The 11,383-nt window shown below is 65.9% G+C and carries 11 protein-coding genes; 5 read left to right on the top strand and 6 right to left on the bottom strand.

Annotated features, from left to right (window positions below):
* From ACLP9N_RS26075 to ACLP9N_RS26065, 3 genes are all read left to right on the top strand, one after another.
* Positions 1 to 359: amidohydrolase family protein (locus ACLP9N_RS26075; RefSeq protein ID WP_442410092.1), on the top strand; the 359-nt coding region annotated here is incomplete at its 5' end.
* A gap of 1 nt (position 360) precedes the next feature.
* The gene (locus ACLP9N_RS26070) at positions 361 to 1,602 is read left to right on the top strand and encodes a cytochrome P450 (RefSeq protein ID WP_442410091.1); all 1,242 of its coding nucleotides are present in this window, start codon (positions 361 to 363) and stop codon (positions 1,600 to 1,602) included.
* Positions 1,602 to 3,227 carry a class I adenylate-forming enzyme family protein gene (locus ACLP9N_RS26065; protein ID WP_442410090.1) on the top strand — a complete coding sequence of 542 codons (1,626 nt, stop codon included), beginning with the start codon at positions 1,602 to 1,604 and terminating at the stop codon, positions 3,225 to 3,227. Before ACLP9N_RS26070 ends, ACLP9N_RS26065 begins: the two co-directional genes overlap by 1 nt.
* A 27-nt stretch (positions 3,228 to 3,254) precedes the next feature.
* Here the strand turns inward: ACLP9N_RS26065 and ACLP9N_RS26060 are convergent, their stop codons facing one another.
* From ACLP9N_RS26060 to ACLP9N_RS26035, 6 genes are all read right to left on the bottom strand, one after another.
* On the bottom strand, positions 3,255 to 4,097 hold the full coding sequence (locus tag ACLP9N_RS26060; protein WP_442410089.1) for an enoyl-CoA hydratase: 843 nt from the start codon (positions 4,095 to 4,097) through the stop codon (positions 3,255 to 3,257).
* Between the two features lie 11 nt (positions 4,098 to 4,108).
* Complete coding sequence (locus tag ACLP9N_RS26055; RefSeq protein WP_442410088.1) at positions 4,109 to 4,912, bottom strand: acyl-CoA thioesterase; 804 nt, start codon at positions 4,910 to 4,912, stop codon at positions 4,109 to 4,111.
* Positions 4,909 to 6,549, bottom strand: coding sequence for an AMP-binding protein (locus tag ACLP9N_RS26050; RefSeq protein ID WP_442410087.1), 1,641 nt, complete (start codon positions 6,547 to 6,549; stop codon positions 4,909 to 4,911). The genes ACLP9N_RS26055 and ACLP9N_RS26050 overlap by 4 nt, the downstream gene beginning before the upstream one ends.
* Before the next feature lie 4 nt (positions 6,550 to 6,553).
* Positions 6,554 to 7,135, bottom strand: a complete 582-nt coding sequence (locus ACLP9N_RS26045) for an SDR family NAD(P)-dependent oxidoreductase (RefSeq protein ID WP_442410093.1) — start codon at positions 7,133 to 7,135, stop codon at positions 6,554 to 6,556.
* Between the two features lie 170 nt (positions 7,136 to 7,305).
* Positions 7,306 to 8,091 (bottom strand): enoyl-CoA hydratase/isomerase family protein, encoded by a 786-nt coding sequence (locus tag ACLP9N_RS26040; protein WP_442410086.1) that lies wholly within the window; start codon positions 8,089 to 8,091, stop codon positions 7,306 to 7,308.
* Entirely contained in the window at positions 8,088 to 9,089 is a 1,002-nt protein-coding gene (locus ACLP9N_RS26035) for a dihydrodipicolinate synthase family protein (protein ID WP_442410085.1), read from the bottom strand. The genes ACLP9N_RS26040 and ACLP9N_RS26035 overlap by 4 nt, the downstream gene beginning before the upstream one ends.
* 174 nt (positions 9,090 to 9,263) lie before the next feature.
* On the opposite strand from ACLP9N_RS26035, the gene ACLP9N_RS26030 reads away from it, so the two are divergent.
* Positions 9,264 to 10,025: an SDR family oxidoreductase gene (locus ACLP9N_RS26030; RefSeq protein WP_442410084.1), complete on the top strand. Its 762-nt coding sequence runs from the start codon at positions 9,264 to 9,266 to the stop codon at positions 10,023 to 10,025.
* Between the two features lie 11 nt (positions 10,026 to 10,036).
* Entirely contained in the window at positions 10,037 to 11,248 is a 1,212-nt protein-coding gene (locus tag ACLP9N_RS26025; protein WP_442410083.1) for a CaiB/BaiF CoA transferase family protein, read from the top strand.
* Positions 11,249 to 11,383 lie beyond the last annotated feature (135 nt).

The following is an 11,383-nucleotide window of genomic DNA, read 5'->3' as shown; positions in this document are numbered from 1 at the left end:
GACTCCTGACGCGGTTTCCCGAGCTTCGGATCGGCATGGTGGAGAACGGAACGACCTGGCTGCCCCGGCTGCTGGAGAACCTCAGCGACACCCACAAGAAGATGCCGCAGCTCTACAGCGAGAATCCCGTGGAGGCCATCTGCCGCTGCGTCTACTTCAATCCCTTCTGGGAGGAGAACGTGGCCGAACTCGCGAAGCTGGTGCCGATCGATCACCTGTTCTTCGGCTCGGACTACCCCCATCCAGAAGGTCTGGCGGATCCGCTCAGCTACGCCGGGCGTCACCCAGAGCTAAGTGATGACGAGGTCGCCATGGTGATGGGCGGCACGCTGTCGAGCATGATGCGGGTGGACGCCTGAGATGTCGACGGATCACGGTGCGGGGTCGGCCACCAAAGCACGCGAGGATGGCTCCCCCATGGAGTTCAACCCGTACTCCGACAGCTTCTTCGACGACCCGTATGAGACCTATCGCTGGATGCGTGATGAGGCGCCGGTGTACTACAGCGAACGGTGGGACTTCTACGCCCTAAGCCGGCACGAGGATGTTGTTGCCGCGCATCGGGATTGGGAGACATTCAGCAGTGCCTACGGGGTGACCTTGGATGGGCTGTCGATGCGGCAGCGGTTGAGCACCAACATGTTGATCATCATGGATTCGCCGGAGCATGAACGGCTGCGCAAGCTGGTCCGGCAGGTGTTCACCAAGGCGGCGATCGCCAATCTGGAGCCGCTGGTGACCGAGGTCGTCACCTCCTATGTCGAAGCGCTCAGCGGCAGAGACGATTTCGACATCGTGGCCGACTTCGCGGCGTTGTTCCCGGTCGAAATCATCTCCTCAATGCTCGGCGTCCCTCCCGGAGAACGCCAGCAGATCCGGCTGTGGACCGACGGGTTCCTGCACCGCGAGGAGAACAACCCCTTCGCCACCGAGAGCGGCGTTGCGGACTCATTTGCGATGAACGATTACTTCCTGGACCTGTCCAAGGAGAAGCGCCGCCAGCCCGACGACCTGATCATCAGCAGGCTGGTGACTGCGACCTACGAGGACGAGGCCGGCGTGACGCACCGGCTCAGCGACGAGGACATCGCCACGTTCGCAGTGCTTCTCGCCGCCGCCGGCAGTGAGACTGTCACCAAGCTGGTGGGCAACGGAGTGATGGCCTTCTACCGCAATCCCGGCCAATGGGAGTTGGTGCTCGCCGACCCCACATTGATCCCTGGCGCGATCGAGGAGATGCTGCGGCTTAACCCGCCGTCGCAGTATCAGGGGCGCTTCGCCACCCGCGACGTCACGCTGCACGGCGCGACGATTCCCGCGGGCTCTCCCACGCTGTTGGTGACGGGGGCCGCGACCCGTGATCCGCGGGCCTATAACCAGCCCGACGCTTTCGACACCCTGCGGGGCGGGGCAACCACACTGGCGTTCGGATACGGCGCGCACAGTTGCCTGGGCTCCTGGCTCGCCCGGCTCGAGAGCCGGGTCGCCTTCCAACACCTCCAGCAAAATTGGCCGCGGTTCGATGTTGACACCGACGGTCTGCGCCGGGTCACCATGTCCAACGTCGCCGGCTACTCCCACATCCCCGTCCACGTCGGCTGATGGCCGGCGCCCCAGGGGCGGCGGACGATTCGACGCCGAACGGCATGCCGGCCAGCATCCCCGAGCTCCTCAGAATCAGGCGCGCCGAACCCGACGGCGAGTTCCTCGTCACCGACAGCGAGCGACTGACTTTCGCCGAGGCGGACACCGCCTCGATGGAGTTGGCCGACGCCCTGCTAGCCTCCGGCGTCGGCAAAGGGACCCGGGTCGGGATCCTGTTCCCCAACTGCGCACAGTGGCTGATCTCGTGGCTGGCAGCCGCTCGAATCGGCGCGCTCACCGTTCCGCTGTCGACTTTCGCTCCCGGTGCGGAACTCGGGCGGCTGTTGCGGCACACCGATGTGCAGGTGCTGCTCATGGGCCAATCGATCGCCGGCCACGACCTCGTCGAGCGCATCGAGGAGGCGGTACCAGGCCTCACCGATGGGAGGGCCGTCATCGCTGCGCCGGCAGTTCCGTACCTGCGGCGGATACACGTCTGGCCGGACTGCGACCGCTCCTGGGCGACCCCGTGGTCACGCACGGAATCGGCTGCGTCGCTGGCATATTCGGCTGAAGACGAGGTGCGGCCCGCAGATGACCTCGTCGTGGTCACCACATCCGGGACGACAGCACAGCCGAAGTCCGTCGTGCACACACACGGCAGCCTGGTACGTCACGCCTACATCCTGGCCCGCCATCGCGGTGTCACCTCAACCGACCGCATCTATTCGCCCATGCCTTTCTTCTGGGTGGGCGGCCTGACGATGGTTGTGCTGCAAGCACTCTCGACCGGCGCGGCCATCCTCGCGCAGGATGTATTCGAGGCGGGCAGCACGCTGGCCCTGCTGGAACGAGAACGGGCGACATTCATCTCATGCTGGGCCCAGGCAAGCCAGGCCATGGCCGACCATCCCGACTTCGCCAAGCGCGACCTGTCCAGTGTACGAGGCGGCACCATGCTCGAGGCGCTACCGCCCGACCGGCGACCACGCGAACCCGGCCTCGCGCCCAACCTGCTCGGCATGACCGAGACCGGCGGCCCACACACCATGGTCGAGGTGCCCGACACCCCGCTGCCGCCGGAATTACACGGCTCCTTCGGAATTCCGTTACCTGACGTCGTGCAGCACCGGATAGTCGACGCCGCCTCGGGCGTCGAGGTCCCCTCTGGTGAAGAGGGCGAGATACAGGTTCGCGGTCAGATCGTGATGAGCGGTATCTACAAACGGGAACGCCACGAGGTGTTCCGCCCCGACGGCTGGTATGCCACCGGTGACCGGGGATGGTTCGACGACGCCGACCATCTGCACTTCACCGGCCGCGCAAGCACTCTCATCAAGACCGCGGGATCTAACGTGTCGCCGGCCGAGGTCGAGTCCGTGTTGGATTCGATGCCGGAAGTCGTACACAGCTTTGTGGTTGCCGTGCCACACCCGGTCCGCGGGCAGGTGGTGGGGGCCGTAGTCGTGCCCGCCAACGGGGCGCGGTTGTCGGTCGAGACCATTGTTGCCCACGCCCGCCGCAACCTCTCAACGTTCAAGGTTCCCACGGTCATTCGCCTGGTCGACGAGAACGACCTGCCTATGCTTCCCACCGGCAAAGTCGACCGCCAACGACTCGTGCAGCTCCTGACCGGTGACTGACCCGCCGAATTCCGCACGTAAAACTCATCAATCAGCGCGGCCGGCGGACTTCATCCGGTCCAGGTCCGCCATCACGACGGTCCTGCCCCCGGTCGCCGCGAGCGCACGCGCGTGGCCAAGGTGGTGCATATCGAAACAAGACTCGATCGAGTTAGAAAAGCCCATCGTGTCAAGTGTGTGGTTGACCGCGCGCTTGGCCATGCGCAGCGCCCACGGGTCAGTTTTTGCGATGCGATGGGCAAGCTGCATCGTGAATTCGCGCAGCTCTTCCAGCGGCACCACGTGGTTGACCATCCCGGTCCGCAGCGCCTCCTGGGCGCTCACCGAATCCTGGGTGAATAGCATCTCCTTGGCCTTGCGGGGGCCGAGTTCCCAAGTATGCGCGTGGTATTCGACACCCATGATGCCCATCAGCGCGACAGGGTCGGAGAATTGAGCATTGTCGGCTGCGACGATGAGGTCACACGGCCAGCACAACATCAGCCCCGCGGCGATGCACTTACCCTGCACGGCAGCAATCGTGGGTTTCGGGATGTCACGCCAGCGCTTGGCGTATTCCAGGTAACCCCGGGTCTCCCAATCGTAGTAGTCCTCGGCCACCAGCCTTCCATCCTCGGCACGTTTGGGACGCAGGCTGCGGCCGTTGGCAGATGGATCGCTGCCCGACATGTCGTGGCCAGCCGAGAAATGTTTACCGGTCGTGGTGAAGACGATCACCCGCGCGTCCGGGTCTTCGTCCGCGCGCCGCCAGGCGTCGTCGAGGTCCTTGAGAATGCCCGGCGTCTGCGCGTTAGCGGCCTGCGGCCGGTCAAGGGTGATCACCGCCACCGGGCCATCGGTCTCGTATCGAACGAAATGTTCTGCTGCCATTGCCTTCTCCTTTATTTGAAGCTTCTGATCACGCTCTCCTGGGCGAATGAGGCGACCAGGGATCCCGCCTGGGTGTAGACCGCGCCGGTTCCGAAGCCGCGGCCACCAGCCAGTCGCTGGCCGCGGACCTCGACCCGCAACCATGCCGACACGTCGAACGGTTGGTGGAACCAGATCGAATGGCTGATCACGCCGGTCTGCAGGCGCACGTGCGCGTCCTCTTGGCTCAGCCCGGTTACCGCTTTGAGTAGCGTGCCGATCACCGGCCAGTCCGAGACGTATGCCAGTACCGGGCGGGCCAGCGCGGGGTCGGTGAAGTCGGGGCAACGCATCCAGAACGCCAGTTCGGCGGCTGTGGCGCTGACATCGTCGAGTCCGATGTCGCTGATCAGGCGAGCCTCGCCGGGCACGACAGCAAACTCGATCGGCTTGGCGGTCAACGGGTCTGGCGCCGCGGCAGCGTCGAATTGGTAGTCGGACTCGCCGTCGGCTCGGTCGAGAAGGAGCGACGCGGCGGCAACGATGCGGCGGCCTCCGAGGGGCTGGTCCTGGTAGGCGACGGCGCGGCGCATTCCCAGCGAGCGGCCGTCGTGGGTTTTCTCCAGGTCCAGATAAAGCGGGTCGCGGGGCCGCCCGCCTTGCGGGAACGCGACCTGCAGCGACTTCACGGTGCGGCCGGTCTCGGCGGCGGCGATGAGTTGGGCGAGGATCTGGCCGCCGAAGATCTGCTCGGCGGTGGGGTGGGCGGCCGGAAGAACTGTGCGGCCCCCGGCGGATTCAAGGTCGAGGGCGGCGCGAAACTGCGTGAGGTTCATCGTCTGTTTTCTGCTTCCGAGGTTGCGAGTAGCTCGAACTTCTTGACTTTTCCGGACGGGGTCATTGGCAGCGCATCCATGAAATACCATGCGGTCGGCGTCTTTTGGCGGGCCAGCCCGGTGGCGTGCAGGTGTGCGGCCAGTTCGCCGGTGGAGGGATGGGCGTGCCCGTCGAGCACCACGAAGGCGACCGGGACCTCGCCAAAGCGCGCATCGGGCCCTCCGACGATGGCGGCCTGCCGCACCGCGGGATGCGCGACGAGTAGATCTTCGATCTCGCGCGCGGAGAACTTCTCACCGCCGCGGTTGATCACGTCCTTCAGCCGCCCGGTGATGGTGACGAACCCCGCGTCGTCGAGGACGCCGACGTCGCCGGTGCGGAACCACCCTTGCTCGTCCAGTGCTGCCTGATTGTCCTCGGGGTGCAGGTAGCCGAGCATGCGCTCGGGCCCCCGCACGTGCAGCTCACCTTCCACACCGGTTGGCAGCGGGCGGGATTCGCCTTCGGCGACGCGCACCTCGACGCCCGGTGCCACCGCGCCGTCGGTCTGCGCGCGCAGGTCAAACGAATCTGCGCGATTCATCACCGTCACTGTCGGCAGCTCGGTCATGCCATAGACCCTGGCCGCGGGAATGCCCTGCTCCTCGCTGCGCTCCATGACCGCACGTGGCACCGACGCCCCACCGCAGGCGAACATCCTCAGCGGCAGACGAACTCGCGCGTCGCAGGCGGCTTGGGTGAGTTCCTGCAAGAACACTGTCGCGCCGGCCGAGTAGGTCACTCGGTGTCGGGTCATGTCGACGACGGCCTGGTCGGCATCCCAGTGGTCGGCGAGGACCGCGCAGGCGCCGACCAGCAGTGGAATCGTCATTGCGTTCAGCAGTCCGGTGATGTGCTGCAGCGGCGCCGCCATGTAGGCGACGTCCTCCCAGGACAGGCCCCAGGCGTCGGCGAGTTGTCGGGTCTCCGCGAGCAATGTGCGCGAGGAATGCACCGCGGCTTTGGCTTTCGACGTAGTTCCCGACGTGAACAGCACTAGGCACGGCTCATCGGGTGATTGCACCGCATACGGTCGTCGGCGCCCGTGCGAGACGACATCGACGAACGGTGTCCACCCGGACCGCAACCCGCGCAGCACGACTTTGGGGATGTCGTGCAGCCCGTATTCGGCCAGCAGGTCGTCGAATGCTTCGGCATGCCCGAAGCCGCGGAACGACTCGGCCGCGATGACGGCCGCCGGGTGGACCTGCTCAATGACCTGGCGCAGTTCATGCTCGCGGTAAAACGGTGCGATCGGGCTGTTCACCGCGCCGACATGCCACACGGCCAGGGCCAGCACTTGCGCCTCCCACCAGTTGGGCGTTTGCCAGCACACCACGGCGCCGGGGCCGATGCCCGCACCGCTCAACCACGCGGCCGCGCGTTCCACGTGCTCGAGCAGCTCTTGGTAGGTCAGCTGTTGTGCTGCCTCGCGGATGGCGGGCCGAGCACCCCATCCCCGGGCGGCCCGGGTGACTGCAGCGCTGATGGTGAGATCGCTGACGTAGCCGAGCCGCCGGTATTCCTCGCGGCGGTCTGCCGGAATGCCGGGAGCGGCAATGCTGTCGGCGGTCAGGGGCAATGTCACTCGGGTCACCAGGTCATCCGCCCATGCTCATTCCGCCGTCCACGGTGAGCACGGCGCCGGTGATGTAGGACGACAGGTCGTCCAGCAGAAAGGCCACCGCGTGCGCGAGCTCCTCGGGCCGGCCCCACCGCCCGACCGGGATCATCGACGTCACCGTGTCACGATCGGTGAAGGCCAGCGACTCCGACAGCTCGGTGTCGAAGCTTCCCGGGATCACGCAGTTCACTGTGATCCCCTTGCGGGCGACAGCGCGCGCGGTGGACCGCGTCAGGCCGATGAGTCCGGATTTGGCTGCGGTATAAGGGATCTGCACCGGGCTACCCATCACAGCAGAGACCGACCCGATATTGACGATGCGACCGAACCGGCGCTCGACCATCGCAGTGATGACCGCCTGGGTGAGGAAGAACGCCGCCGACAGGTTGACCGCCAGGTGGCGCTGCCAGTCCTCGGCCGAGATGTCGCCGTATCGCTGCTCGATGACCGTTCCGGCGTTATTGACCAGGTAGTCGATCCGGCCGTGCGCCTCCAGCACCTCGCCGACAAGGCGCCGGCAGGAATCCTGGTCGCCCACGTCGGCCCGATGCACGGTGATGGTTGTGCCCTAGCCCAAGCAGCCGGCGGCAAGCTGCTGAGCTGCGCCGCAATCGTTGACGAACGCCGCGGCCACGTCGATCCCGCACGCGGCCAACTTTTGAGTCACGGCCCGGCCGATCCCCCGGGTGCCACCGGTGACCAGCGCCAAACGCCGCCTACCGCCGCCCACTATCGTTTCCCCGCTCGGGTGGCGAGCCTTTCGGATAGCCGCTCCAGCTGCAGCCGGTGCTCATCGGTGTCGAAACACGCATACTCCGCGCGGGTCGATTCCTCGAGCAGGCTCCCCGTTCGGTCCATGTGCGCGTTAAGCAACCGTCGCATCTGAGCGGCGGCCTGCCGCGGAAGCGCGGCAAGCCGGTGGGCGAGCCGTAACGCTTCGACGTGCACGTCGTCTTGCGGCACTACGCGGTTCACCAAACCCAGCCGGTGGGCTTCGTCACCGCCCAACCGCTCGCCCAGCAGCAGATACTCTTTGGCCGCCGACAAGCTGGTGAGCAAGGGCCACAACACAATTCCACCTGCGCCATCGAGCAGGCCCAGTGATACCCGCGGATCGGACAGGAACGCGGTGTCGGCCATGACGACGAGGTCGCACAGCAAGGCGACAGTTACGCCGGCGCCCACCGCCGCACCGTTGACTGCGGCCACCGACGCGAATGGTAGCCGCGTCATGGTGTGGAACAACCTCTGGTGCGCGCCAAGGATCGCGTCGCGAAACATGCGGTCCTGTCCCATTTCCTTGATCGTCTCGACATCGCCGCCGGCACTGAAGGCCGCGCCCTGCCCGGTGAGCACCATGGCGCCGACATCACCGCGTGCCGACAGCGAGCCCAGCGCGGCCAGGAGGGCCTCGGTGATCTCGCCATCCATCGCGTTTGACTTGCCTGGACGCGACAACGTCACGACGGCGACGGGTCCGTCACGGTCGACCCGGACCGGCGTCTCGGCGATCACGGCGTGATGAATCCCGATGCGGCATAAGCTCTCCGGATCGGGCCCTTGAGCTCGTCGGGAAAGGCCGTCTGCGGAGGCCGCGAATGCGGGTAGTCACCGACGGGCAGGCCCAGCAACGAGGCACCGAATTTGAACCCGGAGCCCCAGTGCGTGAAGGTGCCCGGCCTAGCCGGGTGGGCCTGATAGCGGCGGCTCGCGGCCTTCATATCCGCCAAACCCGTTTCGGCGGCGAACTTTTCGGCGCGTTCGAAGTCGCCGGCCACCAGCAGATCACGCCATTGCGAGAACAACAGCACTCCCGGCTTTTCGTAGAGGTACAGCGCGGAACCCAGCGCGCCCGGGTGCGGTATGCCGAGGCGGATGCCGGCCTCGTCGTCGGCCTCCCAAATCACCATCTCCGGCGCGAACCGATGTATGGCCAGGCTGTGCTGCGCGTCTAGCAACCCGTTCTTCAGCCCGCACAGCGCCGGGATCTCACGGTACAGCTCAACGCATTCGCTTGGGGTCAGCACGAGCCCGGTGGAGTGGGAATTGAAGAATCCCAGCGGCATGTCGGTGCGATCGGCGACGTACTGGAGGTATTGCAGCACGCCGGGCTTGCCGGAGCATTCGAAGTATGGGGTCAGGATGTAGCAGATGTCGACCCCGAGGTCTTGGGCGTGCAAGGTGAGTTCGACGCATTGCTTGGCGGTGTCCGTGCTCGACATGACCTGCACCAGCGCGCCCGGCTTGACCTTGCGAGCCTCCGCGGTGGCGACCGCGACGACCGACTTGAGCTCCTCGGTGGTCAGCGACCAAAACTCACCGATGCCACCAGTGAGCCAGATCCCGTCCTGGTCGAGGTCCACCAGGCAGTGCCGCACCAACGCACGTAGTGCGTCGTAGTCGATGTCGTCGCCGTCGGCACCGCAGAACGGCGTGTACAGCGAGCTGCAGTTGCCCCACAAATGTTGGGAGGCCCAGTCCTTAGCTTCTTTACCTGTGACGGGCGTGGCCACGAGTCGCGCTCCTTCCCAGCCGGTCACCGGCACGAGGTCTCGGGCGAAGGTGATGACTACTATGTGCGCGCCATGGTAGAACGGCATCTGCGTCATACGCAACGTCGCATGCACTTAAGCGACAGCCCAGACTTTCACTCGACGCTGTACTCGACAAATGGAATGGAGGCCCGGATGTCTTACAGCTTGGAGGGCAAGGTCGTGGTGGTGTCCGGTGCCTCGATGGGCGTCGGCAGAGCGACGGCTCAACGGTTTGCCCGGGACGGCGCGACGGTGGTGTTGCTGGCCCGTCGCAAGCTGTTGCTTGACGAGGTCGCCGAAACCATTGGCGTCAACGCCGTCCCGATCGTCACCGACGTGACGTGCAGCGCCGATGTGTGCGCCGCATTCGAGCAGTTGGCGGCCCAGTTCGGTCGGCTGGACGTGCTGGTCAACTCGGCCGGCGCCAGCCGGATCCGGCTGATCGAGGAAGCCAGCGACGAGGACATCGCGGTGACGGTGAACACCAACCTGGTCGCCGCGATCTACACCACCCGCGCGGCCATCCCGTTGCTGCGTGCGGCCGGGGGCGGCGACATCATCAACATCTCCTCCGAAATCACGCTCGACGACATGCCGATGATGACTCTGTACGCCGCTACCAAGCACGGCCTCAGTGGTTTCACCAAGGCGATGAGCAAGGAATTGCGCCGCGACTCGATCCGGGTGACCTTATTTATCCTGGGCGCCGTCGCCGATACCGGAATCCATGAGAACTTCGGACCGGGGGACCTGGAGCGGGCCTGGCCGCTCTGGGAAGCCGATGGTTACCTGACGCGGATGAGCGGAACCAAATTGCTGACCCCGCCGGTGGTGGCCGACATCCTCTACGACGTTGTGGGCCACCCGCGTGAATTGATGACAGACGTGATCCATGTCCGTCCGGCGAGCAGCTGATGATCCGACCCATGGCGGGCGTGCGGGTCCTGGAGGTCGCCCAATTCACCTTTGTCCCGTCTGCCGGCGCGGTCCTGGCGGATTGGGGTGCCGACGTAATCAAAGTCGAGCACGCAGAGAGGGGTGACGCCCAACGCGGCCTCAGCGCGGTGATGAGCATGCCGGTCGGCAGTGGCTCCTTCGCGCCCCTGATGGAGCACCCCAACCGCGGGAAGCGCAGCATCGGCCTGGCGCTGGAGCGGCCAGAGGCGTTGGACGTCCTGCACGAGCTGATCCGAACCAGCGATGTTTTCCTGACAAACTTCCTGCCCGCGGCGCGCAGAAGGCTCGGCATCGAGGTCGACGAAGTGCGCAAGATCAATCCCGACATCATCTATGTGCGCGGCTCGGGCTTCGGCAGCAACGGTCCCGAGAGCGAGAAAGGCGGTTATGACAGCACTGCCTTCTGGGCCCGGGGCGGCTCCGCGCTCGGAACCACCCCGGCGCAGTTCGACGGCCTGTGCAAGATGCCCGCCGGCGCGTACGGCGACTCGCTCGGGGGCATGACCATCGCCGGCGGCATCGCCGCAGCGCTCCTGGCGCGCGAACGGACCGGCGAGACCTCGGTGGTCGACGTCTCCCTGCTCGGCGTGGGCGCCTGGGCGAACGCCCTGTCGGTTGGCTTTGCGTTGCTGACCGGTGGGCCGCCGGAGCGCGTGCCCACCACCAGTTCGGCTCGCACAAATCCCCTGGCGGGCAACTACCGGACCGCCGACAATCGGTGGATCGTGCTGGCGATGCTGCAGCTAGGGCGCTACTGGCCCGAATTCTGCCGGCGTATCGGCCGCGAGGATCTGATCACCGACGAGCGGTTCGCGACCGTCGAGGCGCTCATGGACAACACGGCCGAGGCGGCCGAGATTCTTCAGAGCGAGATTGCCGGCCGGACGCTGTCGGAGTGGACATCACAGTTCAGCGGCATGGAGGGGCAGTGGGGCGTCGCGCAGGATCCCTGGGAGGTGGGCCACGATCCCGCCCTGCGGGCCAACGGGATGATCGCCGAAGTTGTCGATGTCGACGGCGCGCGATGCGAATTGGTCGCCAATCCAGTGCAATTCGACCAGACGCCAGCCAGCCTCACTCGGGCACCGCAGTTCGCCGAACACACCGACGAAATCCTGCGCGAACTCGGAAAATCGGACGACGAGCTAATCAGCCTCAAGATCGCCGGAGCCGTGACCTGAACCAGGTCGTGCGACGAAGCTCCGGCGCTCAGTCCTCGCGACGCAATATCGCGGCCGAGCAAAACGCCCACAGATCGTCGACGCTGGTCTGGCTGCCGCCCGTCAACACCCGGGAGTGCGTCGAGGCAAGCAGCA

Origin of the sequence: Mycobacterium sp. (genome assembly GCF_052144515.1) — a bacterium.
In the GTDB taxonomy this organism is placed as follows: domain Bacteria; phylum Actinomycetota; class Actinomycetes; order Mycobacteriales; family Mycobacteriaceae; genus Mycobacterium.
Note: the sequence above shows the minus strand (reverse complement) of the source record. Positions and strands in the feature narration are given on the sequence as shown.

Bases quoted from the DNA above. Each gene is read 5' to 3' on its own strand.
- ACLP9N_RS26060 (WP_442410089.1), bottom strand. From the start codon at position 4,097: ATGGCAGCAGAACATTTCGTTCGATACGAGACCGATGGCCCGGTGGCG.
- ACLP9N_RS26070 (WP_442410091.1), top strand. From the start codon at position 361: ATGTCGACGGATCACGGTGCGGGGTCGGCCACCAAAGCACGCGAGGAT.
- ACLP9N_RS26065 (WP_442410090.1), top strand. From the start codon at position 1,602: ATGGCCGGCGCCCCAGGGGCGGCGGACGATTCGACGCCGAACGGCATG.
- ACLP9N_RS26025 (WP_442410083.1), top strand. From the start codon at position 10,037: ATGGCGGGCGTGCGGGTCCTGGAGGTCGCCCAATTCACCTTTGTCCCG.
- ACLP9N_RS26055 (WP_442410088.1), bottom strand. From the start codon at position 4,912: ATGAACCTCACGCAGTTTCGCGCCGCCCTCGACCTTGAATCCGCCGGG.
- ACLP9N_RS26030 (WP_442410084.1), top strand. From the start codon at position 9,264: ATGTCTTACAGCTTGGAGGGCAAGGTCGTGGTGGTGTCCGGTGCCTCG.